General features: G+C 67.0%; 24 protein-coding genes. 16 read left to right on the top strand and 8 right to left on the bottom strand.

Annotation, left to right across the window (positions count from 1 at the left end; all coding sequences use genetic code 11):
• Positions 1 to 74 precede the first annotated feature (74 nt).
• Together K0O64_RS06435 and K0O64_RS06440 are read right to left on the bottom strand one after the other, a co-directional pair.
• Entirely contained in the window at positions 75 to 1115 is a 1041-nt protein-coding gene (locus K0O64_RS06435; protein WP_071947258.1) for an LLM class F420-dependent oxidoreductase, read from the bottom strand.
• Between the two features lie 42 nt (positions 1116 to 1157).
• Complete coding sequence (locus K0O64_RS06440; RefSeq protein WP_220046224.1) at positions 1158 to 2009, bottom strand: dienelactone hydrolase family protein; 852 nt, start codon at positions 2007 to 2009, stop codon at positions 1158 to 1160.
• 54 nt (positions 2010 to 2063) lie between these two features.
• On the opposite strand from K0O64_RS06440, the gene glmS reads away from it, so the two are divergent.
• Positions 2064 to 3932: a glutamine--fructose-6-phosphate transaminase (isomerizing) gene (gene glmS / locus K0O64_RS06445; protein WP_071947256.1), complete on the top strand. Its 1869-nt coding sequence runs from the start codon at positions 2064 to 2066 to the stop codon at positions 3930 to 3932.
• On the opposite strand, the gene K0O64_RS06450 is transcribed toward glmS, so the two are convergent.
• A complete protein-coding gene (locus tag K0O64_RS06450) occupies positions 3919 to 4302 on the bottom strand; it encodes a nuclear transport factor 2 family protein (protein ID WP_096310421.1) in 384 nt (127 codons plus the stop codon). The two genes, glmS and K0O64_RS06450, sit on opposite strands and share 14 nt — an antisense overlap.
• 62 nt (positions 4303 to 4364) lie before the next feature.
• On the opposite strand from K0O64_RS06450, the gene K0O64_RS06455 reads away from it, so the two are divergent.
• On the top strand, positions 4365 to 5786 hold the full coding sequence (locus tag K0O64_RS06455) for an NAD(P)H-hydrate dehydratase (RefSeq protein ID WP_220046225.1): 1422 nt from the start codon (positions 4365 to 4367) through the stop codon (positions 5784 to 5786).
• An 11-nt stretch (positions 5787 to 5797) separates the two neighbouring features.
• The gene (gene gad, locus K0O64_RS06460; protein ID WP_096310423.1) at positions 5798 to 7177 is read left to right on the top strand and encodes a glutamate decarboxylase; all 1380 of its coding nucleotides are present in this window, start codon (positions 5798 to 5800) and stop codon (positions 7175 to 7177) included.
• A gap of 6 nt (positions 7178 to 7183) precedes the next feature.
• Here gad and K0O64_RS06465 read toward each other — a convergent pair whose 3' ends face one another.
• Positions 7184 to 8584, bottom strand: a complete 1401-nt coding sequence (locus K0O64_RS06465) for an FAD-dependent oxidoreductase (protein WP_096312725.1) — start codon at positions 8582 to 8584, stop codon at positions 7184 to 7186.
• 79 nt (positions 8585 to 8663) lie between these two features.
• On the opposite strand from K0O64_RS06465, the gene K0O64_RS06470 reads away from it, so the two are divergent.
• Complete coding sequence (locus K0O64_RS06470; RefSeq protein WP_071947251.1) at positions 8664 to 9161, top strand: nitroreductase/quinone reductase family protein; 498 nt, start codon at positions 8664 to 8666, stop codon at positions 9159 to 9161.
• On the opposite strand, the gene K0O64_RS06475 is transcribed toward K0O64_RS06470, so the two are convergent.
• On the bottom strand, positions 9142 to 11598 hold the full coding sequence (locus K0O64_RS06475) for a GcvT family protein (RefSeq protein ID WP_096310425.1): 2457 nt from the start codon (positions 11596 to 11598) through the stop codon (positions 9142 to 9144). The two genes, K0O64_RS06470 and K0O64_RS06475, sit on opposite strands and share 20 nt — an antisense overlap.
• A gap of 16 nt (positions 11599 to 11614) precedes the next feature.
• Positions 11615 to 12535 (bottom strand): phosphotransferase, encoded by a 921-nt coding sequence (locus K0O64_RS06480; RefSeq protein WP_096310427.1) that lies wholly within the window; start codon positions 12533 to 12535, stop codon positions 11615 to 11617.
• Between the two features lie 68 nt (positions 12536 to 12603).
• Between K0O64_RS06480 and K0O64_RS06485 the strand changes: the two genes are divergently transcribed.
• Positions 12604 to 13344 (top strand): HAD family hydrolase, encoded by a 741-nt coding sequence (locus K0O64_RS06485; RefSeq protein ID WP_220046226.1) that lies wholly within the window; start codon positions 12604 to 12606, stop codon positions 13342 to 13344.
• Here K0O64_RS06485 and K0O64_RS06490 read toward each other — a convergent pair.
• Both K0O64_RS06490 and K0O64_RS06495 read right to left on the bottom strand, forming a co-directional pair.
• Entirely contained in the window at positions 13341 to 14570 is a 1230-nt protein-coding gene (locus K0O64_RS06490; protein WP_220046227.1) for an HNH endonuclease signature motif containing protein, read from the bottom strand. The genes K0O64_RS06485 and K0O64_RS06490 overlap by 4 nt on opposite strands.
• A 43-nt stretch (positions 14571 to 14613) precedes the next feature.
• Positions 14614 to 15429 (bottom strand): GntR family transcriptional regulator, encoded by an 816-nt coding sequence (locus tag K0O64_RS06495; RefSeq protein WP_220046228.1) that lies wholly within the window; start codon positions 15427 to 15429, stop codon positions 14614 to 14616.
• A gap of 95 nt (positions 15430 to 15524) precedes the next feature.
• Between K0O64_RS06495 and alr the strand changes: the two genes are divergently transcribed.
• The 11 genes from alr to K0O64_RS06550 all read left to right on the top strand — a co-directional run bounded on the left by alr (position 15525) and on the right by K0O64_RS06550 (position 26071).
• Positions 15525 to 16712, top strand: coding sequence for an alanine racemase (alr, locus tag K0O64_RS06500; protein ID WP_096310433.1), 1188 nt, complete (start codon positions 15525 to 15527; stop codon positions 16710 to 16712).
• A gap of 145 nt (positions 16713 to 16857) precedes the next feature.
• Positions 16858 to 17901: an alpha/beta fold hydrolase gene (locus K0O64_RS06505; RefSeq protein WP_225933725.1), complete on the top strand. Its 1044-nt coding sequence runs from the start codon at positions 16858 to 16860 to the stop codon at positions 17899 to 17901.
• Positions 17894 to 18367 carry a tRNA (adenosine(37)-N6)-threonylcarbamoyltransferase complex ATPase subunit type 1 TsaE gene (gene tsaE, locus K0O64_RS06510; RefSeq protein ID WP_096310435.1) on the top strand — a complete coding sequence of 158 codons (474 nt, stop codon included), beginning with the start codon at positions 17894 to 17896 and terminating at the stop codon, positions 18365 to 18367. The genes K0O64_RS06505 and tsaE overlap by 8 nt, the downstream gene beginning before the upstream one ends.
• Positions 18364 to 19002 carry a tRNA (adenosine(37)-N6)-threonylcarbamoyltransferase complex dimerization subunit type 1 TsaB gene (gene tsaB, locus K0O64_RS06515; RefSeq protein ID WP_096310436.1) on the top strand — a complete coding sequence of 213 codons (639 nt, stop codon included), beginning with the start codon at positions 18364 to 18366 and terminating at the stop codon, positions 19000 to 19002. Before tsaE ends, tsaB begins: the two co-directional genes overlap by 4 nt.
• A complete protein-coding gene (rimI, locus tag K0O64_RS06520) occupies positions 18999 to 19454 on the top strand; it encodes a ribosomal protein S18-alanine N-acetyltransferase (protein WP_071947243.1) in 456 nt (151 codons plus the stop codon). The genes tsaB and rimI overlap by 4 nt, the downstream gene beginning before the upstream one ends.
• Entirely contained in the window at positions 19451 to 20491 is a 1041-nt protein-coding gene (gene tsaD / locus K0O64_RS06525) for a tRNA (adenosine(37)-N6)-threonylcarbamoyltransferase complex transferase subunit TsaD (RefSeq protein WP_096310438.1), read from the top strand. Before rimI ends, tsaD begins: the two co-directional genes overlap by 4 nt.
• Positions 20491 to 21507 carry an alpha/beta fold hydrolase gene (locus K0O64_RS06530; RefSeq protein ID WP_071947241.1) on the top strand — a complete coding sequence of 339 codons (1017 nt, stop codon included), beginning with the start codon at positions 20491 to 20493 and terminating at the stop codon, positions 21505 to 21507. Before tsaD ends, K0O64_RS06530 begins: the two co-directional genes overlap by 1 nt.
• A 185-nt stretch (positions 21508 to 21692) precedes the next feature.
• On the top strand, positions 21693 to 21995 hold the full coding sequence (groES, locus tag K0O64_RS06535; protein WP_036346100.1) for a co-chaperone GroES: 303 nt from the start codon (positions 21693 to 21695) through the stop codon (positions 21993 to 21995).
• An 86-nt stretch (positions 21996 to 22081) separates the two neighbouring features.
• Entirely contained in the window at positions 22082 to 23704 is a 1623-nt protein-coding gene (gene groL, locus K0O64_RS06540) for a chaperonin GroEL (RefSeq protein WP_096310440.1), read from the top strand.
• Positions 23705 to 23837: 133 nt separating this feature from the next.
• Positions 23838 to 24473 carry a class I SAM-dependent methyltransferase gene (locus K0O64_RS06545; RefSeq protein ID WP_096310442.1) on the top strand — a complete coding sequence of 212 codons (636 nt, stop codon included), beginning with the start codon at positions 23838 to 23840 and terminating at the stop codon, positions 24471 to 24473.
• A gap of 53 nt (positions 24474 to 24526) precedes the next feature.
• Complete coding sequence (locus K0O64_RS06550) at positions 24527 to 26071, top strand: adenylate/guanylate cyclase domain-containing protein (RefSeq protein WP_096310444.1); 1545 nt, start codon at positions 24527 to 24529, stop codon at positions 26069 to 26071.
• The last annotated feature ends 20 nt before the right edge of the window (positions 26072 to 26091 follow it).

The following is a 26091-nucleotide window of genomic DNA, read 5'->3' on the forward strand; positions in this document are numbered from 1 at the left end:
ACCCGTCGTACCGGCATCGCAACGCCGCCTGCTGCGCCCGGCGGACGAACAACGCGCCGCGCGCCCACCGGTGATCAGGGCAGCAGCTGCTGCAATTCCTCGACCCAGCTGATGTATTCGGCGGCGTCGGTGGTGGTCGGCGTGGCCAGCAGCGTGGTCACACCGGCCTCGGCCATGGCAGCAATGCGTTCCTTGACGAAGCCACGCGGGCCGATGAGGTTCACCTGGCGTACCAACTCGTCGGGCACCGCGGCGATCGCCTCGGCCTTGCGGCCGGACAGGAAGAGGTCCTGGATGTGATCGGCCACCTCGCCGAACCCGTACCGGGTGGCCAGCTTGTGGTAGAAGTTCTGGCCCCTCGCGCCCATGCCGCCGATGTAGAGCGCCAGATGCGGCTTGGCCCAGTTCAGCCGTTCCTCGACATCGTCGCCGATCGCCAGCGATACCCCGACCATCACGTCGAGGTCGCCAAGCGCGCTGTCGCGCTTGGCTTTTCCGGCCCGCAGCGCCTCGCCCCACACGTCATCGGCCTTCTCCGGGTAGAAAAAGACCGGCTGCCAACCCTCGGCGATCTCGGCGGTCAGCTCGACGTTCTTCGGGCCGAGCGCGGCAATGGTGATCGGAATACGTTCGCGGACAGGATGATTGATGAGCTGCAGCGGCTTGCCCAACCCGGTGCCCTGGTCGGCCGGCAGCGGGATCTGGTAGCTGCGGCCCTGGTGCTGGACGCGTTCGCGGCGCCAGACCTGCCTGCAGATCTCGACGACCTCGCGCGTGCGGCCCAGGGGCGCGTCGAACGGCACACCGTGGAAGCCCTCCACGACCTGGGGGCCGGAGGTGCCGATACCGAGCCGGAAGCGGCCGTCGGAGACGAAGTCCAGCCCGGCCGCGGTCATTGCCAGCAGCGACGGTGTCCGGGTGTAGATGGGGAAGACGCCCGAGCCCAGCTCGATCGTCGACGTCTTGGCCGCCAGATAGCCGAGCTGGCTGACCGCGTCGTAGGAGTAGGCCTCCGCGACGAGGGCGATGTCGACCCCGGCCTTCTCCAACACCACGATGTGCTCGACGGCCTCACGAAAGCCGCCTGAATAGTCCAGAAAGATTCCGGTGCGCATTGGCACAGTAAATCACCAACCAGTTGGTTGGGCGGTGTCGGTTTACTTCAGCAGCGCGACGATCCGCTCCTCGGTCGTCGCCGGCACGGAATCGGGATCGGGCACCTCGGTCTTGGGCAGGACGGCCTCTGGGTCGGCGAATTCCTGGTAGGTCTTGTCGCCGGTCAGGTGGAACAGCAGGAAGCCCGTCAGCAGCGCGCGGACCGTCTTCTGCGTCTTCTTGTCCGAACCCGGCATGCCGAGAACCTTGGCGAAGCGGCGCTTCTCGGCCAGCCCGGACGCTTCCGCCTTGCTGACGACATGCAGCACCGAGCCCTTCCACGCTTCGGCCAGGTGCAGGGCATCAGTCCGCAGGGAGTGCAGATCGTCGGGCGCGCTCAGCACCAGGCCGGGCACCTTCAACGATGCCGCCGGCTGCTCGGCGCCAGGCTTGGTCACCGTCGGGAACAGTGCCGCGACCGCCTTGGGCGCGCCGGAGGCCGCCCCGGACAGACCCGCCGCGGCGAACACCGCCGCCGAACCACCGAAGCCGTGCCCGGCCAGGCCCAGTTTGGTGGGGTGCACGCTGATCTCGCCGGGGCCGAGCCGCACACCCGTGATGATGTCGAGTGTGGTGCCCAGGTCGACCGAGAGGTTCAGCACCGAGGGGGCGAAGCCACGCTCGGTGTTCGGGGCGGCGGCGACGATGCCCCACGACGCGAGGTGTTCCAGCGTTTTCACGTAGTGATCGACATCTGTGAGCCAATCGTGGCCGAAGGCCACACCGGGCAGATTGAACCCCGACGCCGGGGTGTAGACGACGCCGGGTAACCCGGCAAAGGCCAGGTCACCGCGCAGAACCTGATGGGGGCCGCGGCGGGTCAGCGCCGCGAAGAGCTTGCGTGTCCGGGCCACCCCATGAACCTAGCGGACGAAGCGAACCCGCCCGCTGCACTACCCTGGGTAAACATGTGCGGAATCGTGGCTTACGTCGGGCATCGCCCTGCCCGCGGTGTCGTGGTCGACGCACTGCGGCGGATGGAATACCGCGGCTATGACTCCTCCGGGCTCGCCCTGCTCGACGGCGACGGCGGCCTGACCGTGCGTCGCCGGGCCGGCCGGCTGACCAATCTCGAGGAGGCGTTGGCCGAGACTGACGCCGACGCTCTGGCCGGCACCGCAGGGATGGGCCACACCCGGTGGGCCACCCACGGCCGTCCCACCGATCGCAATGCCCACCCGCACCGCGACGCGGCCGGCAAGTTCGCCGTCGTGCACAACGGGATCATCGAGAACTTCGCCCCACTGCGCCTCGAGTTGGAGGCCGACGGTGTGGAGTTCGCCAGCGACACCGACAGCGAGGTCGCGGTTCACCTGGTCGCCCAGGCCTACAAGCAGGGCCCGACGGCGGGCGACTTCGAAGCATCAGTGCTGGCCGTGCTGCGTCGGCTCGAAGGTCACTTCACGTTGGTGTTCGCCCACGCCGACGACCCGGGCACGATCATCGCCGCCCGGCGGTCCACTCCGCTGGTTGTCGGCATCGGCGACGGCGAGATGTTCATCGGCTCCGACGTCGCGGCGTTCATCGAGTTCACCAGGGACGCGGTCGAGTTGGGCCAGGACCAGGCGGTGGTGATCACCGCAGACGGCTACTCGATCACCGACTTCGACGGCAACGACGACACCGCGAATGCCCGCGAATTTCACATCGACTGGGACCTGTCGGCCGCTGAGAAGGGCGGCTACGACTACTTCATGCTCAAGGAGATCGCCGAGCAACCGGCGGCGGTCGCCGACACCCTGCTCGGCCACTTCGTCGACGGCCGCATCGTCCTCGACGAGCAGCGACTGAGCGATCAGGAGCTGCGCGAGGTCGACAAGGTGTTCATCGTCGCCTGCGGCACCGCATTCCACTCGGGGCTGCTGGCCAAGTACGCGATCGAGCATTGGACCCGCCTGCCGGTGGAAGTCGAGCTGGCCAGTGAGTTCCGCTACCGCGACCCGGTATTGGACCGCGGCACCCTGGTGATCGCGATCTCCCAGTCCGGTGAGACCGCGGACACCCTCGAGGCGGTTCGGCACGCCAAGACGCAGAAGGCCAAGGTTCTGGCGATCTGCAACACCAACGGCAGCCAGATCCCGCGCGAGGCCGACGCGGTGCTCTACACCCGCGCCGGACCCGAGATCGGGGTGGCGGCCACCAAGACGTTCCTTGCCCAGATCGCCGCAAACTACCTGGTCGGTCTGGCGCTGGCGCAGGCCCGCGGCACCAAGTACCCCGATGAGGTCGAGCGCGAGTATCACGAGCTGGAGTCGATGCCCGACCAGGTCAGCCGGGTGCTCGAGCACATCGGACCCATCACCACGCTGGGGCAGCAGTTCGCGTCGTCGCCGACGGTGCTGTTCCTGGGCCGCCACGTCGGTTACCCGGTGGCGCTCGAGGGTGCGCTCAAGCTCAAGGAACTGGCCTATATGCACGCCGAAGGCTTTGCCGCCGGCGAGCTCAAGCACGGTCCGATCGCGCTGATCGAGGACGGCCTGCCCGTCATCGTGGTGATGCCGTCGCCGAAGAATGCCGCGACCCTGCACGCCAAGCTGCTGAGCAATATCCGCGAGATCCAGGCCCGCGGTGCGGTCACGATCGTGATCGCCGAGGAGGGCGACGACACGGTGCGGCCCTACGCTGACCACATCTTCGAAATACCGGCTGTGTCAACGCTTTTCCAGCCGCTGCTGTCCACGGTCCCGCTGCAGGTGTTCGCCGCCGCGGTGGCTCGGGCCCGCGGGTTCGACGTGGACAAGCCGCGCAACCTGGCCAAGTCCGTCACGGTCGAGTAGCTACGGCGGTCTGCTGATAGAGCACCAGCCGCCATCGGCCGTCGACGCGGTGGTACACCGATGACATTGCTCCGACGAACGGCTGGTCGGCGCCGTCACGCTCCGCCGTGCCGACGTACACCAGGGCCGCGGCGTCGTCTCCGGCGGAGATCACCCGCTCGTCGGACAGTTCGAAGTTCTTCCACGGAGGTGCCTGGCCGAGCGCCGAGGTCACCGCGGAGCGGTCCATCACGGAACCGTTCGCCAAGACCATCACCGCGTCCTCGGTCATCAGGTCGCCGTAGAAGCGATCGCCGGTGGACTCACACAACGATCGCCACCCCGCGCGTTCGATATCCAAGAGTTCATCGAGTAACTGTCGATCGGTCATAAGCGTGAATACCCACGCGGACTTGACTGCTATCCGCGCTCGAGCACGTAACCTTGGTGCCGATGCGGCACTACTACACCGCCGACGCGATCCGCGCCGCCGAGGCGCCCTTGTTGGCCAGCCTGCCCGATGGTGTGCTGATGCGCCGTGCCGCCTACGGTTTGGCCACCGCGATCGCCCGCGAACTGCGGGCGCGCACCGGAGCGGTGACCGGTCGCAGTGTCTGTGCCGTGGTTGGCTCGGGAGACAACGGCGGTGACGCGCTGTGGGCGGCGACCTTGTTGCGGCGCCGCGGCGTGGCCGCAACCGCTGTGCTGCTCAACCCCGAACACACCCACGCCAAGGCGCTGGCCGCGTTTCGCTCCGCGGGCGCCCGGGTGGTGCCCGCCGTCCCCTCGTCGACCGACCTCGTGATCGACGGCGTTGTCGGCATCTCCGGCAGTGGCCCGCTGCGTCCGGCGGCCGCCGAGGTGTTCGCCGCCGTCGAGGAGGCCGGTATCCCGGTGGTGGCCGTCGACATCCCCAGCGGCGTCGACGTGCAGACCGGTGCAGTTACCGGACCTGCCGTGCGCGCCGCCCTCACCGTCACGTTCGGCGCCCTCAAACCCGTTCATGCACTGGCCGACTGCGGCCGCGTCGAACTCGTCGACATCGGTCTGGACCTGCCGTCCACCGATGTGCTGGGTATGGAGGCCGCTGACGTCAAGGCGCGTTGGCCGGTGCCCGATGTGCACGACGACAAGTACTCCCAGGGCGTGACCGGCATTCTCGCCGGTTCGTCGACGTACCCCGGTGCGGCGATCCTGTGCACCGGCGCCGCGGTCGCCACCACCTCGGGCATGAAGCGTTACGCGGGATCGGCCGCGGCGGAGGTGGTGTCGCATTGGCCCGAGGTGGTGGCGGCGCCGAACCCGCACGCCGCCGGCCGCGTGCAGTCCTGGGTCGTCGGACCGGGCCTCGGTACCGACGAGAGCGGTTTCGCGGCTTTGCATTTCGCACTGGGCTCCGGTCTGCCGGTGGTCGTCGACGCCGACGCGCTGACCATCCTGTCCACCCAACCGGATCTGGTGGCGGGCCGCGATGCCCCCACGGTGCTGACCCCGCACGCCGGTGAGTTCGCGCGGTTGGCCGGCGGGCCGCCGGGTGAGGACCGGGTGGCAGCCACCCGCCGGCTGGCCGAGGCCTTCGGCGCCACGGTCCTGCTCAAGGGCAACGTCACGGTTATCGCCGAGCCGTCCGGCACGGTGTACCTCAACCCGGCCGGCGGCTCGTGGGCGGCGACCGCCGGATCCGGTGACGTGCTGTCCGGCATGATCGGCGCGCTGCTGGCCTCGGGTCTGCCGCCGGCCGAAGCCGCAGCCTCGGCGGCGTTCGTCCATGCCCGCGCCGCCAACGCCTCCGCCGCCGACCCCGGCCCGGCGCCGGTTCCCACGTCGGCGTCGCGCATCCTCGCCCACATCCGTCAAGCCGTCGCAGAACTGTAGAAAGGACGCCCGTGCCCCACGTCAAGTACCGATCCCCGTCGATCGCACCGGCCTACACCGGGCGCCTGTCCACCGACCCAATCCCGTCGCTGCGGCTGCCGGATGAGGCGATGGAACCCACTGCGGCATACCGGTTCATCCACGACGAACTGATGCTCGACGGCAGCTCACGGCTCAACCTCGCCACGTTCGTCACCACCTGGATGGACCCCGAGGCCGAGAAGCTGATGGCCGAGACGTTCGACAAGAACATGATCGACAAGGACGAATACCCGGCCACCGCGGCGATCGAATCACGCTGTGTGGCAATGGTTGCCGACCTGTTTCATGCCGAGAACCTGCGCGACGACGACGCCTCCACCGCGGTCGGGGTGTCCACGATCGGATCGTCGGAAGCGGTGATGCTCGGCGGCCTGGCGCTGAAGTGGCGCTGGAAGGCCCGCGTCGGCGACGGCTGGAAGACCCGCACGCCCAACCTGGTGATGGGCTCCAACGTGCAGGTGGTGTGGGAGAAGTTCTGCCGGTATTTCGAAGTCGAGCCGCGCTACATCCCGATGGCCGAGGACCGCTACGTCATCACCCCCGAGCAGGTCCTCGACTATGTCGACGAGGACACCATCGGTGTGGTGGGCATTCTCGGCACCACCTACACCGGCGAGCTGGAGCCGATCGCCGAAATCTGTGCAGCTTTGGACAAACTGCAGCAGGACAAGGGACTCGACATCCCTGTGCACGTCGACGCGGCCAGCGGTGGCTTCGTCGTGCCGTTCCTGCACCCGGACATCAAGTGGGACTTCCGGTTACCGCGGGTGGCGTCGATCAACGTCAGCGGTCACAAGTACGGGTTGACCTATCCGGGCATCGGTTTCGTGGTGTGGCGCAACGCCGATTGCCTTCCCGAGGAGTTGGTGTTCCGGGTCAACTACCTCGGCGGTGACATGCCGACGTTCACGCTGAACTTCTCGCGGCCGGGCAATCAGGTCGTCGGTCAGTACTACAACTTCCTACGACTGGGCCGGGCCGGCTACACCCACGTGATGCAATGCTTGGCCTCGACAGCCCGGTGGTTCTCCGATCAGCTGGAGGCCTGCCAGCACTTCGAGGTGATCTCCGACGGATCGGCGATCCCCGTGGTGGCGTTCCGGCTGAAGGGCGACCTCGGCTACACCGAGTTCGACGTGTCCGCGGCGCTGCGCTCCTACGGCTGGCAGGTGCCCGCCTACACCATGCCCGAAGGCGCCGAGAACATTTCGGTGCTGCGGGTGGTGGTGCGCGAAGGGTTCTCCGCCGACTTGGCGCGCTCGCTGTGGGCGGACCTCAACGCTGTGCTCGGTCACCTCGACGCGATCCAGCCCGAGGGTCACTTCACCCAGGAACACTTCGCGCACTAGCCGCGATCAGCCGCGCGCTGGGGCCAGCGCACCGAGCAGCTGATTGAAGGCCTCCGTCATGGACGGGTGCGTGTAGATGGTGTCGCGCAACTCGGTGGCGGTGATGCCGTGGCGCATAGCCAGCGCGACGGTGTTGATGACTTCGTGGGAGTCGTAGCTGAGAAGCGCTGCGCCCAGAATCTTGTCAGTGCTCGCATCAACGACGACCTTCATGAGTCCTGCCGTTTCGTCGACGATGCGGGCCCGTGGCACTGTCGCCATGGCGGCAACCGGCATCGTGGCGACCAGGATGTCCATCCCGGCTGCCAGGGCTGCGGATTCGGTGAGGCCCACACGCGCCAGCGGCGGCGAGGTGAACAGCACGTACGGGACGGCGGTGCGGGTGGCAGTGCTTCGTGATCCGTCGCCGGTGAGCTGGGACAACACCACGCGGTAGTCGTCCAATGAGATGTAGGTGAACTGCGGGCCGCCGTTGACATCGCCGACCGCGAAAATGTGCGGTTGGCTGGTGCGCAGATACTCGTCGACGACAATCGCACCCGCACTGGTGGTTTCGACACCGGCCTCGGTCAGACCGAGGTCGTCGGTGACGGGTTCCCGGCCCAGCGCCACCAGCACGGCGTCGGCCTCGACGGTGTGCTCGGTGCCCCCGGTCCGATAGGTCACCGCAGCCGCCTGATCGTCCTCACGCACGGAGGTGACCTCGGCGGAGGTCATGATCTCGACGCCGCTGTCACGAAGAATGTCCTGCAGGCAGCCCGCGACGTCGGCATCCTCGCGACCGAGGATCTGCGGACCGTGTTCCAGCACGGTCACCTCGGATCCGTATCGGGCGAACATCGCGGCGAACTCGAGACCGACGTAGCCGCCGCCGAGGACAGCCAACCGCGCCGGAAGCTCAGGCAGGCTGAGCAATTCGGTGCTGGTCATGACCTGGGGTGTGGTGGACAGCCCAGCGATGTCGGGCAGCACCGGACGCGATCCGGTACCGACCACGACCGTCTGTGCAGCCACGGTGATCGTCGTGCCGCCGACCGTCTGAACCTGCAGGGTGTGCGGATCGGTGAAGCGGGCATGCCCGGTGAGAACCGTGACCGAGTCGAGGTTGTCGAGCATCGCGAAGTTCACCGCGCGTAGGTCCGTGGTGAGTTCGGCTGTCGCTCCCACCGCCGAGCGGTAGGCGTCGTCGTAGACACCGCCTGGCGTGAGATGTTCAGCCCGGTAGACCATCGACTTTGTCGGCACGCAGCCGATGTTGATGCACGTGCCGCCGTACATCGACGCCGACTGCTCGATCATCACGACACGTTGGCCCTGGCGACCCAACGTGGCGGCCAGTGTCTTGCCGCCCTTACCGAAACCGATGACCGCGAGGTCGGCCTCGATGCGATCGACATTCAACGGCATACCTGACTCCATCCTCACGACTACGGGACGAATGCTAGCGTCGAAATCCCTTGGGCGATTACCGACCGGAAGAGGTTCGATGGCTGACGCTGACGCCGCAGCACTACGCGCAGACCGTGCCGACTGGGCCGCGCAACACCTCGCGACCTACCTCGAAAGCGGTGGGGCGAAAGGCCACATCCTCGACTTGAGTGAGGTTGGGGGCCGCTCGTTCACCACCCACTGCCTGATCCGCTATACCGGTCGCAAGTCGGGTCAGCGCTACATCAAGCCGTTGATCTACGGCAACGTCGGCGGTGAGATCGTGATCGTCGCGTCAAAGGGCGGCGCCGACAGTCACCCGGAGTGGTATCTGAACGTCGAGTCGAGGGCAACGCTCGAAGTGCAGATCGCTACCGAGGCGTTCGAGGCCACATGGCGCGAGCCGGAGGGCGATGAGCGACATCAGGTGTGGGAGTACATGTGTCACCTGTATCCGCCGTACATCGTCTATCAGCAGTCGACGAGTCGGCGCATTCCGCTCGTCATGTTGAGTCTGCTGCGCCCGACCGAACGGTTCAGCGCACCCGCTGATTAGCCGGATCGTAGATTGCCTTGAGCGACACGGTGATCGGATAGGTCTCGCCGCCGACGTTGACGGTGTACGAACCCGCCCGCACCCAGTCGGGGGTGACGACGGCGTCGTCGGGCGAACGGACGTAGCCCAGCCCGACGCACGCTCCGGCGGTGGCGCCCCAGGCCGCCGAGCTGACCTGCCCGGCGACCGCGCCGTCGCGCAGAATCAACTCACCGCCCCACAGCATCGGGTCGGGCGAGTCGACGGCGAAGCTGACCAGCCGTCGGCGCGGACCGTCGGCCTTGGCCTTCTCCACCGCCGCGCGCCCGAGGAAATCGATGTCGGAGGAAAGCTTGCAGGCGAACAGCAGACCGGCCTCGACGGGACTGTCGTTGGGGGTCAGCTCCCGCCCGAACGCCCGATAGCCCTTCTCCAGTCGCAGGGATTCGATCGCGTAGTAGCCGCCGCGAGCGATGCCGTATTTCTCACCGGCGGCCAGTAGATCCTCGTAGACTCCGACCGCGAACTCGGCGGGAACGTAGAGTTCCCAGCCCAACTCGCCGACGTAGGTGATGCGTGTCGCCCGAACGGTCGCGTAGCCCAGCGAGATGACCTGACTGGTGGCGAACGGGAAGGCGTCGTCGGTCAGGTCGGCGTCGGTGAGCTCACTGAGCAGTTCACGTGACTTCGGGCCCATCACACCGAACACCGCCATCGACGAGGTGACGTCGACCAGTTCGGCGTGCGCCCCGCGCGGCATGTTCTTGCGGATGTGGTCCTTATCCCGTTCGGTGGTGGCCGCGCTGCTGACGATCAGGAACTCACTCGCACCGGTGCGGGTGACCGTGACATCGGACTCGTAAGTTCCACGTTCGTTGAGCATCCCGGTGTACACCGACTTGCCCACCGGCACAGCCACATCCGCGGTGCACAACCATTGCAGCGCCGCCTCGGCTCCCGGCCCGGCAAGTACGTACTTGGAGAACGACGTCTGGTCGAAGACCGTGACCGCGGTGCGGGTGGCGACCTGTTCGGCCGCCGACCAGGGCAGCCAGTTCTGCTTGCCCCACGAGTATTCGATGACCGGGTCGGTACCCGGCGGGGCGAAGAAGTTGGCCCGCTCCCAGCCCATCCGGCTGCCGAAGTTCGCTCCTCCCGCCACCAGCAGGTGGTGTACCGGGGAGCGCCGGAACGGCCGCGCGGTCTTCAGCTCCCGGTTGGGCCAGGGGATTTCGTAGTGCACGCCCAGGATTTCGGCCACTCGGTCGTGCAACCAGGCCACGTTGCCGTTGAACGGAGCGAACCGGCGGATGTCGACGCCGGTGAGATCGGTGGTGGGGGAGCCGTTGACGATCCACTCGGCCAGTGCGCGGCCGGCGCCGCCGGCTGATGCGATGCCGACCGAGTTGAAGCCCGCGCCGACGAAGAAGTTGGCGCACTCGGGCGCCTCACCGAGGATGAACTGGTTGTCCGGGGTGAAGCTCTCCGGGCCGTTGTACAGCTTTTTCAGTCCGGTGTGCTCCAGTGCCGGGATCCGCAGCAGCGCGTTGTCCATGAGGATCTCGAAGTGTTCCCAATCCTCCTCGAGCAGCTGGAATTCGAAGGGGTAGGGGATCTTGTCGGGCGCCACCCACGGTTTGGCTTCCGGCTCGAAACCCCCGATGACCAGTCCGCCGACTTCCTCCTTGAAGTAGGTGTAGCCGTCGGGATCCCGCAGGATCGGCAGATCGGGATGGACACCGGCGATGGTCTCGGTGACCACATAGAAGTGCTCGGCCGAATACAGCGGCACGTTCACCCCGGCCAGCGCCCCGATGGCCTTGGCCCACTGCCCGGCGCAGTTCACCACGATTTCGGCTTCGATGTCCCCGGCATCGGTGCGCACACCGGACACTCGGCCATCCGCCGTGAGCACATCGAGCACGCGGATGTGTTCGATCACCTTGGCGCCGCGCTGACGCGCCCCCTTGGCCAGCGCCATCGTCAGGTCGGTCGGATTGGCCTTGCCGTCGGCGGGCAGCCAGATCGCGCCCACCAGATCGTCGACCCGCATCACCGGGTACCGCTCGTATGCCTCCTCGGGACTCAAGAGTTCGCAATCGAGTTGATAGGCGGCCGCATTCGCGGCGGTGCGGCGCAGTTGGGTCATCCGGTCCTCGGTGCGGGCCACCGTCACCCCGCCGCACTGCTTGTAGCCTGCGCTCAGCCCGGTCTCGGCTTCCAGCTCGGCGTACAGCTGAGTCGAGTACTGCACCAGGCGGGTGCCGCTCTCCGATGCGCGGAGCTGGCCCACCAAACCGGCTGCGTGCCAGGTTGTTCCGCACGACAGCTGGCCCTGCTCGAGCAGCACCACGTCGGTGTGGCCCAGCTTGGTCAGGTGATAGGCGACGCTGGTGCCGATGACACCGCCGCCGACGATGACAATCTGCGCACGGTCGGGCAGGGAGGGGAGCGACATGGGTTCCTATCGGTCGTCAGTCAGGTGCCTGGGCGTCAGCGAGCAGGCGCGGAAACTCGGGGCCACGAAACTCGGCGACGGCGGACTCGTAGCGTTCCATCGCCCATTCCCAGAAGTCGAAATCCAATGTGCTGGTGCCGTTTTGAATACATCCCCACAACGTCCAGCCGTACTTGCCGATGATGCCCTGTAGCCGGGCGCGCGCCGTCTTGTGCCGCAGTCGGCGGCCGTAGTAGAGGCTGACCAGTTCGTCGAGCTGGTCGGTGGACAACCCGCACTCGGCCCAGATGTTGCCGAGCTCGAAACAGGGGTCGTTGTTGCCGGAGTACTCGTAGTCGATCAACCAGACCTTGCTGCCGTTGTCGACGAAGTTGCCCGCGAGCAGATCGTTGTTGCACGGCACCGTCGCGTGCTCGTCGGGCCCGAGAATGCGCTTCACCGCTTGGAACTCGCGGGTGAAGTAGAGGTAGTCGGTCGGTATCCGAAACCCGCGCTCCTGAACCACCTTGAGATAGGCGGGTTGGAGCTCGAACATGTTGAAGCGGTCACGGAAGCGCGGACCGGCGTGCAGGGTGCGGCAGCCTTCCGCCACGCGGGCCAGGACGTCCGGGCACTGCAGGTCGGCATTGGTCAGGGTGGTGCCCTCGAGGAAGCCGACCAGCAGGATGCCGAGATCGGGCCGATAGTCGATCACCGGTGCGCCGACGCCGGCCTGCTCGGCCGCCTTGCTGTTGTAGTACTCGTTGTCGCGGTCAATGCCGAGCATGGTGGTGGCGTTGACGCTGCAGCGGGCGACGTAAGTTGCTGCCGGCGTTGTGATCTTGATGTTGCGGTTGGTCAGGCCGCCGTGAAGTTCTTCGAGTTGGCGCGGTTGCCCGGCGAGTGCCGGTAATTGATCCAGCAGCGCATCCAGTTCCGGATCGGAAATGAACGGCATAGATACATCCTCGCGCAGGAAAGTGTGTCGCGCTTAAAAGACTAGACTATTGACTTGTAGCGGTGCCAATGATTCACTCGGCCGTGCCGTTGTATCCGGATGCCCGTCTGGCCCGCGAGATAATCACCGACTGGGCGGCTGCCCCGCGCCCCGCGGTGATCTTCGATTTCAATGGAACGTTGTCCGACGACGAACCGATCTTGTTCCGGATCTTCAGCGAGCTGTTCGCCGAACACCTGGACTGGACGATGACCCAGCAGGACTACGACCGCCACTTGCTGGGTCACAGCGACCGCGAGATCGTCGAGAAGGCGTTGGAGATCACCGGTGCCCAGGGGCACGATGTCGACGCGCTGCTCGAACTACGCAAACGGCGTTACCGCGAGCTCGTCGCGGGAGACAACCCGATTCGACCCGACACCGTGCTGCTGGTGCAGCTGCTCGCCGAACACGACGTGCCGATGGCGATTGTGACCGGAGCCCAGCGCGACGACGTCCGCGCCGTGTTGGAGAGCAGCCCGGTCGGTGAGCTGATCCGGGTGGTCGTCGCCGAGGAGGACGTCGCCCGCGGCAAGCCGGATCCGGAAGGCTTCCTGTCCGGTGCCGACCAACTTGGTTGTGCACCAACGCAAATCATTGTTTTCGAGGATTCGGTACCCGGCGTCCGCGGTGCGCTCGCGGCCGGAATGCGGTGCCTCGCCGTTGCGGCGACGCCCACCGACGACCTCGCGGCGGTGGCGCCGGCCATCGTCGAGCGGCTGTCAACCGACCTCGTCGAACACGTCTTGCCGCCCTCGCCAGGACGCTAATTCTCGGGCGGTGCCTTCGGCTCGAATGGTTGGTACCACTTCCATTGGGCGCGTTCGCCGATGGGTCCGCGGCAGGGTGGGACGTGTGGTGGTGGATGGTTGGGTGGGCGTGCCAGTGATCGCGAAGTGAGGGGGTCGCCGTCGCTGTCGATGACGGTGAGGTGGTGGGCGGGTCCGGTGATGGTGATGTCGCCGCGGTGGTGTGCGCGGTGGTGGTAGGGGCATAGCAGGACGAGGTTGTGGAGTTCGGTGGGGCCGCCGTTTTCCCAGTGTTGGATGTGGTGGGCGTGTAGTCCGCGGGTGGCGCCGCAGCCGGGGACGGCGCAGGTGGTGTCGCGGTGTTCGAGGGCGCGGCGGAGTCGCCGGTTGATCGTGCGGGTGCTGCGCCCGGCGCCGAGGGGTTGGCCGTTGCGTTCGAACCACACTTCGCAGGTGGTGTCGCAGGTGAGGTATTGGCGGTCGGCCTGGGTGAGCAGGGGACCCAGATGGAGTTCCCCGATGCGCTTGTCGACATCAAGATGCACGACGACGGTGGTGCGTTGTCCGTGGGGGCGGCGCTCGACGTCGGTGTCCCAGCCGGCCTCGATCAGGCTCATGAACGCATCGGTGGTGCTGGGCAGGGGTGGTGCGTTGTCGGGGGAGTCGGCGTCGTGGTCGCGTTTCCAGTCGGCGATCAGCGCATCATGATGGGACTGCAGGGCGGCGTCGAAGGTGGCTGCTTCGACGTTGGGAAGAGTGATATTCCAGGTGGTCGCCTCGTCGCCGACGGTTTTGCGGATGGAGCGTGGCGGGTCGGGTTGGGGGCCGGGTTTGGGTGGTCGGGGTTGGAGTTTGATGGCTTTGCGTAGTTGGCTGACGGTGGCAACGGCGGCCAGTTGTGCGCAGTGCTCGTCGGATCCGTCGGCGGCGCGTTCGGCGATGACGCCGACCTGATCGACGGAGAGCTGGCCCTCGCGCAATGCCGCCACACATCGCGGGAATTCAGGTAGTCGGTGTGCGACTGCGGAAATGGTGTTGGCGTTGGCCGTCGAGGTGCCCAGTTTCCAGGCCACCACCGCGGCGACGGAGCGCGCCCCGGTCATGCCGCAGAGGTTGCCGTGGTCGAGTTCGGCGACGAGTTCCACGATGCGTCCGTCGATCGCGTTGCGCTGCCCGGCCAGCTCCGCCAACTCCTCGAACACCTCCTCGAGGCGCTCCTTCGGGGTGAGCACGGCGGCCGACGACATGACCCCATCATCGCAGCGGGGTCCGACAAAAATGGGTCGTGAGTCAGGACGCCGGCGATGTCTCCACTTCGGCGTCGGGCCCGCGGTCGACGCCGGATTTCACCCGGATGCGCGTGAGGTCCGAGCGGAAGTAGTCGTAGGAGAATTCCACCGGAACGCCGTTGCCGTCGTACGCCGTTCGCGTCACCAGCAGCAGGGGATCGCCGACCGCCACGCCCAGCAGCTGGGCCGAGGAGTCGCCGGCCAGCACCGCCTCGATGTGTTCATCGGCCGAGTACAGCGGGGTGTCGAACTCGTCGGCCATCAGCGCGTACACCGAGCCGGTCAGGTCGGCGTCCAGCAGTCCCGGAAACCGGGCGGCAGGCAGATAGGTTTCCTCGATCAACACCGGCGTGTTGTTGGCTGAGCGCATGCGAACGATCTTGTGCACCTGGGCGCCCCGTTTGAGCTGTAGGGCTTGACGGACGACGGCCGTCGCCGGTCGGGTCGCGGCCCCGATCACCCGCGCGCCGGCGGCCATGTCCAGCCTGCGCAGCTGCTCGGTGAACCCGGGCAGGCCGCTGTGGTCGAACTCCAGTCGCGGTGTCTCGACGAAGTTGCCCCCAAAACGTCCCCGGCTGCGCCGGATGAGCCCCTTGGCTTCGATGGCTGCCAGCGCCTGCCGCAGCGTCATCCGGCTCACGCCCAGCGCTCCGGCGATCTCGACCTCGGCCGGCAACTTGTCGCCCGGTGCGAGCCGCCCCGAGACGATCAGCTTCTCCAGCCAGATAGCGATCCGGGAGTGAGCCGGCTGCTCGGACGGTTCAGCCAGGTCCGGCCGCTCGGCCAGCACGGCGTCGTCCATCGACAGCACCCGCATGTCGCCGACTCTACCGCCCTTGCCCCCGCGAAAGGACAGGTCACCGCCCCATGCGGGCGCGCACGTCGGTTTCTGGGACAATTGGCGGCGGTGACATGACTATGCACACGACTTCGTTGACCCCGTCGACGCACACCCAGGTTTGGCGCCCCGGCGCCGAGGCGATCGTCGATCTCGGGGCGATCGCCCACAACGTGCGCGTTTTGCGCGAGCACGCGGGTACCGCGCAGGTGATGGCGGTGGTCAAGGCCGACGCCTACGGCCATGGCGCGGTCCAAGCCGGCCAGGCGGCGATCGACGCCGGTGCGGCCGAACTGGGTGTGGCCACGATCGACGAGGCGTTGGCGCTGCGCCGTGGCGGGATCACCGCGCCGGTGCTGTCGTGGCTGCATTCGCCGGGCACCGACTTCGCGCCGGCACTGTCGGCGGACGTGCAGGTCGCCGTGTCGTCGGTGCGTCAGGTCGGCGCCGTGCTCGACGCCGTGGAGCGCACCGGGAACACCGCTGAGGTCACCGTCAAGGTGGACACCGGGCTCAATCGCAACGGAGTCAGTCACGCCGACTACCCGGCGCTGCTGGCCGAACTGCAGCGCGGTGTGGCCGCCGGTGCACTCCGGCTGCGCGGCATCATGTCGCACCTGGCCAACGGTGACGTGCCCGACGATCCGCTGAATGATCGTCAAGCGCAACGCTTTACCGACATGATCGCCGAAGCGCGTTCGCGGGGAATCGAATTCGACGTCGCACACCTGTCCAACTCGCCCTCGGCAATGACGCGGCCGGACCTCGGATTCGACATGGTGCGCCCCGGCATTGCGGTGTACGGATTGAGTCCGATTCCGGAGCGCGGCGATATGGGGCTGCGTCCGGCAATGACGCTGCGCTGCACCGTGGCGATGGTCAAACCGGTCAAGGCCGGCGACGGTGTGTCCTATGGGCACACGTGGATCGCCGAGCGAGATACCAATCTGGCCCTGCTGCCGGTCGGGTACGCCGACGGGCTGTACCGCACGCTCGGTGGACGCATCGATGTGCTGATCAACGGTCGATTGCGCCGCAGCGTGGGGCGGGTGTGTATGGACCAGTTCGTGGTCGACCTCGGCCCCGGCGACCCCGGCGCCGCTGAGGGAGACGAGGCAATCTTGTTCGGCCCCGGGACATCCGGTGAGCCGACCGCTCAAGATTGGGCCGACCTGCTCGGCACAATCCACTACGAGGTGGTCACCAGCCCGCGCGGACGGGTGGTGCGTACCTACCGGGAGGTCGACGCCGGTGGGCAGTAACGACGAGACGAATCCCAAGCCGCGCGGGATCGATGCGCGACTGGCGCGCCGGGCCGAGAAGACCGCCGAGCGGTTGGCCCACAAAGCGGACCACCCTGGTCTTGCTGCGGGTAAACGGGCCGGTCTGCTCGCCGGAGTAGCCGGGCTGGGTGCGGTCGGCACGGTAGCGGGGCTCTCGGCGGCCAGGGCGTTCGGGCACCGGTCGTACATCGAAGACGCCTACCGGGGTGAGGATTTCGCGCTGCTCGACGCCGACCGCGGTTGCGTGGTGACGACGCCGGACGGTGTTCCGCTGGTGGTGCGCGAGGTCGGTCCGATCACCGCTCCGCTGACCGTGGTGTTCGCCCACGGATTCTGTCTGCGGATGGGGTCGTTTCACTTCCAGCGTGCGGCGTTGGCTGAGCGCTGGGGCGATCAGGTTCGGATGGTGTTCTACGACCAGCGTGGCCACGGCCAGTCCGGTGCCGCGCCGGTCGAGACCTACACCGTGTCGCAGCTCGGGCAGGATCTGGAAACCATTCTGCAAGTGATGGTTCCGCGCGGGCCGATCGTCCTCGTCGGCCACTCCATGGGTGGGATGACCGTCCTGTCCCACGCTCGCCAATTTCCCAAGCACTACGGCAGCCGCATCGTCGGCGCCGCGCTGATCTCGTCGGCGGCTGAGGGCTTGTCCCGCTCACCGGTCGGCGAGATCTTGCAGAACCCCGCACTGGAAGCGGTGCGCTTCGCCGCCCGGTACGCGCCCAAGCTGGTCCACCGCACCCGCGGCGCGGCCCGCGCGGCGATTCGCCCGATTCTGCGGGCGGCCTCCTACGGTGACGAACACATGAGCCCGCGCGTTGTCGCGTTCTCCGAGGAGATGATTCACGACACGCCGATCGCGACATTGGTGGAGTTCCTGCACGCCTTGGAAGTTCACGACGAGAGTGCCGCACTGCCGGTGCTGGCCCGGATCCCGACACTGATCGCGTGCGGTGACCACGATGTGCTGACGCCGATGGTGCATTCCGAGGAGATGGCGGACGTGCTACCGGACAGCGACCTGCTGATCGTCGGCGGCGCAGGGCATCTGGTGCAGCTCGAACGGCCCGAGCTGATCAACGACGGGCTGGTGGAGCTCGTTGAACGCGCGACCCCATCGAAGCTGGTGGCCTTCGCGCGGCGGCTCAAGGACCGGACTCGTGGATAGCACGCAGTTGCAGGGCGGCACCCGCGAACTGCCGACGGTCGAGGACACGATCGCGCTGGGCGAGCAGCTCGGCCGGCAACTCCGGGCCGGTGACGTGGTCGTGCTGTCCGGTCCGCTGGGGGCTGGAAAGACCGCTATCACCAAGGGAATCGCGCTCGGCATGGACGTCGACGGCCCGGTAACGTCGCCGACGTTCGTATTGGCCCGCGTGCATCGGGCACGCCAGCCCGATAAGCCGGAGCTGGTGCACGTCGACGTCTACCGGCTGCTCGAACACACCGGCGCCGACCTGCTGGCCGAATTGGATTCGCTGGATCTCGACGCCGATCTCGACGACGCCGTCGTGGTGGTGGAATGGGGTGAGGGACTGGCCGAGCGGCTTTCGGATAACCACCTCGACATCCGGCTCGAGCGCAGCGCCGACAGTGAGGTGCGCACCGCGATATGGCAGTGGAATCACGAATGATCCGCAACGTTTTGGTCATCGACACCGCAACGCCTGCGGTCACCGCGGCGGTGGTGGTGCGCGACGCAGGCATCGAGGTGGCGGGCGAGCGGATCACCCTTGACGCACGCGCCCACGCCGAGACCTTGACGCCCAATGTGGTGGCCGCACTGGCTGATGCCGGTCTGGCCATGGCCGATCTCGATGCGGTCGTCGTCGGTTGTGGCCCAGGGCCTTTCACCGGCTTGCGAGTCGGGATGGCCACTGCCGCGGCCTACGGGCACGCGCTGAGCCTGCCCGTGCACGGCGTCTGCAGCCTGGACGCCATCGGGATTGAGACCACCGGAGCGGTCCTGGTCGTCACCGACGCCCGCCGCCGTGAGGTGTATTGGGCGCAGTATCGCGACGGGGTTCGCGTCGAGGGTCCCGATGTCGCCGCGGCGGTTGATGTGCCGATCGGCAGCGCCGAGTGTGTGGCTGGGTCCCCGGATCACGCCGAGCTCTTCGGGCTGCCCGTGATGGGTCCGGCCTACCCGACGGCGGCGGGTCTGGTTGCTGCCGTTGCGGATTGGGATGCCGAACCCAAGCCGTTGATCCCGCTGTACCTACGCCGCCCTGACGCCAAGACGCTCGCCGAACGCGGGGTTACGCGATGAACATCCAGTACGGCCCGCTGCAGAAGACCGACGCCGCCCGCTGTGCCGAGCTGGAAAGCATGCTGTTCGACGGCGACGACCCCTGGCCGGACTTCGCATTCGTCCGTGAGTTGGCCGCCCCACACAATCGGTATGTCGCGGCTCGCGTGGACGACAAGCTGGTCGGTTACGCCGGCATCTCGCGGCTGGGTCGGATTCCGCCGTTCGAATACGAAATCCACACCGTCGGCGTCGATCCCGCCTATCAGGGCCAGGGGATCGGGCGGCAGATGATGGTGGAGCTGCTCAGCGAGGTCGGCCCGAAGTCGACGGTGTTCCTGGAGGTCCGCACCGACAACGAGCCGGCGATCGGGCTGTACACCAGCCTCGGCTTCACGAAGATGGGTGTGCGCAAGCGCTATTACCAGGCCAGCGGCGCCGATGCCTACACGATGCGACGGGATCCGCAATGATCATTCTGGCCATCGAAAGCTCTTGTGATGAAACAGGAGTCGGTATCGCTCGACTGGACGACGACGGCACCGTCACACTGTTGGCCGACGAGGTGGCCTCCAGCGTCGACGAGCACACCCGGTACGGCGGGGTGGTTCCCGAGATCGCGTCCCGCGCTCACCTCGAGGCGCTCGGGCCGACGATGCGCCGGGCCATGGCGGTCGCCGGTATCGACAAGCCCGACGTCGTGGCGGCCACGATCGGGCCGGGGCTGGCCGGCGCCCTCCTGGTCGGAGTGGCCGCCGCCAAGGCGTATGCCGCGGCATGGGGTGTGCCGTTCTATGCGGTCAACCACCTCGGCGGGCATCTGGCCGCCGACGTCTACGACCACGGCCCGCTGCCGGAATGCGTTGGGCTGCTGGTGTCCGGCGGGCACACCCATCTGCTGCACGTGCGCTCACTGGGTGAACCGATCATCGAACTCGGCACCACCGTCGACGACGCGGCGGGGGAGGCCTACGACAAGGTGGCCCGCCTGCTGGGTCTCGGTTATCCCGGTGGGCGGCCGCTCGATGAACTTGCCCGCACGGGCGACCCCAACGCCATCGTCTTCCCGCGCGGCATGACCGGCCCGCGCGACGAACCGTTCGCGTTCTCGTTCTCCGGGCTCAAGACCGCCGTCGCCCGCTACGTCGAAAGTCATCCCGACGCGCCGACCGCCGATGTGGCCGCCGGTTTCCAGGAGGCCGTCGCCGACGTGCTGACTGCCAAGGCGGTGCGGGCCGCCACGGAGCTCGGGGTGTCGACCCTGCTGATCGCCGGTGGGGTCGCGGCCAATTCGCGGCTGCGTGAACTGGCCGAAGAGCGTTGTGCGGCAGCGGGTTTGACGCTACGGATTCCGCGACCGCGGTTGTGCACCGACAATGGGGCGATGATCGCCTCCTTCGCCGCGCACCTCATCGCCGCCGGTGCGGCGCCGTCGCCGCTGGACGTGCCCAGCGACCCGGGCCTGCCGGTCGTCGCGGGCCAGGTCGCCACCAGCCGAGCCGGTCGTTGATGCACTACGACATTCGGCTGCGTCCCGCGCAGCCGGCCACCCCGGCGCCCGACGCGTTCACGATCCACCGGGCTGAGGTGCCGCCCAGTCCCGGGCGCGACGGACTGACGCTGGCCTACCTCCATGAAGGCAGGGGCGGGTATCCGGTACTGCTGCTCCACGGCTATCCCGAAACCAAGCGCATTTGGTGGCGCAACATCGCCGCCCTGGTCGAGGCCGGCTACGAGGTGATCGCGCCCGACCTGCGCGGGCATGGCGACTCCGACGCGTCGGCCGACGACGTGTACGACATCGCGGCCTACAGCCGGGACGTCTATCTGTTGGTCCGTTCCCTGGGACACGAGCGGTGTGGGGTCGTCGGCGGTGACGTCGGCGGAGTCGTCGCGGTGGATCTGCTGCACCGCTATCCCGGCTTCGTCGAAAAGCTCGTCTTCTTCGACACCGTTCCGCCGCTGGTCTTCGACGACTACGTCGCCGCCGGGCTCGACCCGATGGGCATCCTTAGCGACGGGCCCACCGGCGACTACCGCCAGCGCCAGGGCGCCACCCCGGACGAGCTGGCCGCCGAGCTCGACACCGAGGACAAGCGGCGGCGCTACATCGGCGAGATGTACGGCCACCGGCTGTGGGCGTCGCCGGGCACGTTCAGTGCCGACGACGTCGACTTCATGACCGAACCGTTCGGCAGTGAGGAGCGGCTGCGGGCGGGATGGGCCGTCTACCAGTTGGCGCATGGCCGGCCGGTCAGCGAGCCGCCGATCATGGACCGCAAGGTCGACGTTCCGACCCTCATCCTCTACGGCATGGACGACCACGTCGTCGGTCCGGAGTTCATTCACTTCTGCGAGGTGGCGTTCACGAACCGAACCGGACCGGTCGTGCTGCCCGGCGCCGGGCACTTCCTCCAATGGGAGCGTGCCGACGTGTTCAATGCCCTGGTAGCGGCATTTTTCGGGGACTTACGCGTGCGTCATGAGCTGGCCGGGCGACCGGCAGCTTCCGCTCTGGGCGAATAGGCAGCGGGCCACCCTTGAGTGCTAGCACTCGCATGTATAGAGTGCTAGGTGGCTTGCGGACAACACTCCTCTCGTCGGCACCCGCGACGACGACGCGAGGGCACGGACGTATGCCGAACACCTGGTAATTCCGACTGGTCCGGGCGCACTCGCCCCGGCCGCAAGTTAACTAAGTGGAGGACTCCATCGTGGCCGTGAACATCAAGCCACTCGAGGACAAGATCCTCGTACAGGCCAATGAGGCCGAGACGACCACCGCGTCGGGTCTGGTCATCCCGGACACCGCCAAGGAGAAGCCGCAGGAAGGCACCGTCGTTGCCGTCGGCCCCGGCCGCTGGGACGAGGACGGCGAGAAGCGGATCCCGCTGGACGTCGCCGAGGGCGACACCGTCATCTACAGCAAGTACGGCGGCACCGAGATCAAGTACAACGGCGAGGAGTACCTGATCCTCTCGGCCCGCGACGTGCTGGCGGTCGTCAACAAGTAGCAGCCGTGAACCGCCCCGGAGATCCCCGTCATTCGTGCGGGTGGTGTCCGGGGCGGAACGCGCTTAAGCGAAATCAGGACTGACATATGAGCAAGCAGATTGAGTTCAACGAGACTGCGCGCCGGGCCATGGAGGTCGGCGTCGACAAGCTCGCCGACGCCGTGAAGGTGACGCTGGGTCCCCGCGGCCGGCACGTGGTGCTCGCCAAGTCGTTCGGCGGCCCGACGGTCACCAACGACGGCGTGACGATCGCGCGTGAAATCGAGCTCGAGGATCCGTTCGAGAACCTCGGCGCGCAGCTGGTGAAGTCGGTGGCCACCAAGACCAACGATGTTGCCGGCGACGGCACCACCACGGCCACCGTGCTGGCCCAGGCCATCATCAAGAACGGCCTGCGCAATGTGGCCGCGGGTGCCAACCCGATCGCGCTGGGTGCCGGCATCGGCCGGGCGGCCGACGCCGTGTCCGAGGCGCTGCTGGCCTCGGCCAAGTCGGTGTCGGACAAGGTCGCCATCGGCCAGGTCGCCACGGTCTCCTCGCGTGACGAGGAAGTCGGCGAGATGGTCGGCGAGGCGATGACCAAGGTCGGTGCCGATGGTGTGGTCAGCGTCGAGGAGTCCTCGACCCTGAACACCGAGCTGGAGATCACCGACGGTGTCGGTTTCGACAAGGGCTTCATCTCGGCCTACTTCGTCACCGATTTCGACTCGCAGGAAGCCGTTCTCGAGGACGCGCTGGTGCTGCTGCACCGCGACAAGATCTCCTCACTGCCCGACCTGCTGCCGTTGCTGGAGAAGGTCGCGCAGGCCGGTAAGCCGCTGCTGATCGTCGCCGAGGACGTCGAGGGTGAGGCGCTGTCGACGTTGGTCGTCAACGCAATTCGCAAGACGCTCAAGGCCGTTGCGGTCAAGGCGCCGTTCTTCGGTGATCGCCGCAAGGCGTTCCTCGACGACTTGGCGGTCGTCACCGGTGGCCAGGTCGTCAACCCCGACGTCGGCCTGCTGCTGCGTGAGGTCGGCCTCGAGGTGCTCGGCACCGCGCGCCGCGTGGTGGTCAGCAAGGACGACACCGTGATCGTCGACGGTGGCGGTACCGCTGACGCGATCGCCGGTCGGGTCAAGCAGCTCAAGAGCGAGATCGAGGCGAGCGACTCCGACTGGGACCGCGAGAAGCTGCAGGAGCGGCTGGCCAAGCTGGCCGGCGGCGTCGCGGTGATCAAGGTCGGTGCGGCCACCGAGACCGCACTCAAGGAGCGCAAGCACCGCGTCGAGGACGCCGTTGCGGCGGCCAAGGCTGCGGTCGAGGAAGGCATTGTCGCCGGCGGCGGCAGTGCGCTGGTGCAGGCTCGTGCCGCGCTGGACTCGCTGCGCGCGTCGGTGTCCGGTGATGAGGCGCTCGGCGTCGAGGTATTCGCTTCCTCGCTGTCGGCTCCGCTGTTCTGGATCGCCACCAACGCCGGTCTGGACGGGGCCGTCGTGGTCAGCAAGGTCAGTGAGCTGCCGGTCGGGCACGGCTTCAACGCCGCGACGCTGACCTATGGCGATCTGATCGCCGACGGCGTGATCGATCCGGTGAAGGTGACCCGCTCCGCGGTGCTCAACGCCGCGTCGGTGGCCCGCATGGTGCTCACCACCGAGACCGCTGTCGTGGACAAGCCGGTCGAGGTCGACGAGCATGCCGGCCACGGTCATCACGGGCACGCGCACTAAGTAGTTAGCTACGAAACACCCCCGGTCCTGTTGGGCCGGGGGTGTTTTCGTCGTGCTATGCCGCAGCCAGCCCACCGTCGATGGGTGACGGTGGAATACTCGGGGAAACGGCGATTCAGATCTGAGGTATACCGTGTCGGGATTACGGACGGCATTGCTGACCGCGGTTGCCGGGCAGCTCGGAAGGCCGCATGGCTTAGTTGGTCGCGGCGTGGCGTTACTCCTCAATCGCGGCAATCGTCAGGCGGTGGCCGGCGCCGTCGACGCGACCGAAGCCACAGCCGGGAATGCCGTGGCCGACATCGGATTCGGTGGTGGGCTGGGCCTTGAACTGCTCCTACGGCGAGTCGCCCCGCAGGGAACGGTCCACGGCGTCGAAATTGCCGACGACATGCTCGCGCGTGCCCGTGCGCGCTTTGACAGGCAGATCGCGGCGGGCTCACTGGTGCTTGAACGTGGGTCGTTGACCGCATTGCCGCTCGACGACAAATCCCTGGACGCGGCGATCACGGTCAACACTGTGTACTTCGTGACCGACCTCGACGCGGCCTGCGCCGAACTCGCGCGCGTCCTGCGACCCGGTGGCCGGGCCGTCCTGGGCGTCGGCGATCCTGACGCGATGGCCCGCTTGCCCTTCACCGCCTACGGGTTCGCGCTTCGCCCGATCGCCGAGATCGTCGCCTCCTTGAGGAGAGCCGGACTCGAGAACGTGGAGCAGCGACGCCTGAACGACGTGGCAATCCCACACCATGTGTTGGTTGCACGGTAGTTCTCTCGCGATACACCCCCGGCCAACAGGCCGGGGGTGTTTTCTTTATCGGCATGGAACGCATCTGGCAGTGGGCCTGGGATCGGTACAAGTCCAGGTATTCGTGGGCTGCATGGCTGCTCACGTTCCTTCTGGCGTACCCGGTTTATGTCGCCTGGTCGTTGAGCATCGTCGCGTTCGAAAAGTCTGATCGCTACCTTGCGGCCGCCGCGGTGACCGTGGTCATCGTGCTCGCATACTTGTTCACTGTGGTGATTCCCGGGGGTAAGGACCCCCGCATCATTGAGCGTTGGGCCGCCGGCGAAGACGTTGACCGAGAAGCCGCACTGCGCGCCACCTACGACTATGGCCGCAAACTGATCGTCCGAGGACTGTCTTTCACCTTTCCCTGGGTGGCAGTGCAATTCATCGTTGTCGGGATGATCGCCGGAGCCAGCGGGTCGCGGCTCATCCAATATGCGGTCATCGGTGCCATTGCCGGGACCGCCGGCCAGCTGATCACCAACCACAGCTACGTCGAATCGACTCTGCGGCCTGCCCGGGCTGCGATCGTCTCGGACACCGAGATCGGCGATTACCTCCCGCGCCCTCGTCCCGATTTCGGCACCTGGACCAATGCGGCCATGCTCGGGGTGGGGTTCGCGTTCGCCGTTGTGGGAGCCATTCTCGGATCAGTGTTGGACGTGGCGGCACACGGCCCAATCCTCGCAATGCTCATCGGTGGCGTGCTGGTACTGGTTGTCGGGCCGTCGCTCTGGGCCGCGTATTCGCCACTGCTGCAACCCATCCGGGATCTCGCGGCTGGAACTGAGCGAGTTGCCGCCGGCGACTTCAGCCAACGACTGCCGGTGGTGCAGGATGACGACCTCGGTGCACTCTCGGCCTCGTTCAACCGGATGCAGGCCGGTTTGATTGAGCGGCGACGACTTCAGGCGGCGTTCGGGACATACGTCGACCCGGTCTTGGCGGCTCGGCTGCTCGAGCAGGGTGACGACATCTTCACCGGCGAACGTCGTGAGGTGACAGTGATGTTCATCGACATTCGTGATTTCACTCCCTTCGCCGAGGCCAACACCGCCGAAGACACCGTCGCCCGGCTCAATTCCCTGTTCGAGATCGTGGTTCCGGCCGTGTTCGACGCCGGCGGGCATATCAACAAGTTTCTCGGTGACGGCGCGATGGTGGTGTTCGGTGCGCCCAACGATCTGCCCGATCATGCCGACGCCGCGGTGGCCGCGGCCGTGCTGATTCACCGCCTCGTCGCCGAGCGCTTCGGCGGTGAGCTTCGCATCGGCATCGGGATCAACACCGGCAAGGTCATTGCCGGAACCATCGGTGCCGGAAGCCATCTCGAATTCACGTTGATCGGCGACACCACGAATGTCGCTGCGCGCGTCGAGCAGCTCACCAAGACCACCGGGGACGCGATCCTGCTCACCCAGCAGACCGTCGACGCCTTGGTCTCTCGGCCGCCGGGATTGGCCGACCGAGGTGCACACGCATTGAAGGGCAAATCGGCGCCCATGAACGTCTTCGGTCTCGACCCGGCGACGGCTGGAATTGTTGGGATCGGTAGCCGCACCGGGCCTGTGCACTGAGTGATCTCACGCCAGTCGAA

The sequence above is a fragment of the Mycolicibacterium pallens genome (assembly GCF_019456675.1).
Taxonomy (GTDB): domain Bacteria; phylum Actinomycetota; class Actinomycetes; order Mycobacteriales; family Mycobacteriaceae; genus Mycobacterium; species Mycobacterium crocinum.

Excerpts from the sequence above, each read along its gene's own strand:
- K0O64_RS06435 (WP_071947258.1), bottom strand. The coding sequence starts at position 1,115 with ATGCGCACCGGAATCTTTCTGGACTATTCAGGCGGCTTTCGTGAGGCC.
- glmS (WP_071947256.1), top strand. The coding sequence starts at position 2,064 with ATGTGCGGAATCGTGGCTTACGTCGGGCATCGCCCTGCCCGCGGTGTC.
- K0O64_RS06450 (WP_096310421.1), bottom strand. The coding sequence starts at position 4,302 with ATGACCGATCGACAGTTACTCGATGAACTCTTGGATATCGAACGCGCG.
- K0O64_RS06455 (WP_220046225.1), top strand. The coding sequence starts at position 4,365 with ATGCGGCACTACTACACCGCCGACGCGATCCGCGCCGCCGAGGCGCCC.
- K0O64_RS06465 (WP_096312725.1), bottom strand. The coding sequence starts at position 8,584 with ATGCCGTTGAATGTCGATCGCATCGAGGCCGACCTCGCGGTCATCGGT.
- K0O64_RS06470 (WP_071947251.1), top strand. The coding sequence starts at position 8,664 with ATGGCTGACGCTGACGCCGCAGCACTACGCGCAGACCGTGCCGACTGG.
- K0O64_RS06475 (WP_096310425.1), bottom strand. The coding sequence starts at position 11,598 with ATGTCGCTCCCCTCCCTGCCCGACCGTGCGCAGATTGTCATCGTCGGC.
- K0O64_RS06480 (WP_096310427.1), bottom strand. The coding sequence starts at position 12,535 with ATGCCGTTCATTTCCGATCCGGAACTGGATGCGCTGCTGGATCAATTA.
- K0O64_RS06485 (WP_220046226.1), top strand. The coding sequence starts at position 12,604 with ATGATTCACTCGGCCGTGCCGTTGTATCCGGATGCCCGTCTGGCCCGC.
- K0O64_RS06490 (WP_220046227.1), bottom strand. The coding sequence starts at position 14,570 with ATGTCGTCGGCCGCCGTGCTCACCCCGAAGGAGCGCCTCGAGGAGGTG.
- K0O64_RS06495 (WP_220046228.1), bottom strand. The coding sequence starts at position 15,429 with ATGCGGGTGCTGTCGATGGACGACGCCGTGCTGGCCGAGCGGCCGGAC.
- alr (WP_096310433.1), top strand. The coding sequence starts at position 15,525 with ATGACTATGCACACGACTTCGTTGACCCCGTCGACGCACACCCAGGTT.
- tsaB (WP_096310436.1), top strand. The coding sequence starts at position 18,364 with ATGATCCGCAACGTTTTGGTCATCGACACCGCAACGCCTGCGGTCACC.
- rimI (WP_071947243.1), top strand. The coding sequence starts at position 18,999 with ATGAACATCCAGTACGGCCCGCTGCAGAAGACCGACGCCGCCCGCTGT.
- tsaD (WP_096310438.1), top strand. The coding sequence starts at position 19,451 with ATGATCATTCTGGCCATCGAAAGCTCTTGTGATGAAACAGGAGTCGGT.
- K0O64_RS06530 (WP_071947241.1), top strand. The coding sequence starts at position 20,491 with ATGCACTACGACATTCGGCTGCGTCCCGCGCAGCCGGCCACCCCGGCG.
- groL (WP_096310440.1), top strand. The coding sequence starts at position 22,082 with ATGAGCAAGCAGATTGAGTTCAACGAGACTGCGCGCCGGGCCATGGAG.
- K0O64_RS06550 (WP_096310444.1), top strand. The coding sequence starts at position 24,527 with ATGGAACGCATCTGGCAGTGGGCCTGGGATCGGTACAAGTCCAGGTAT.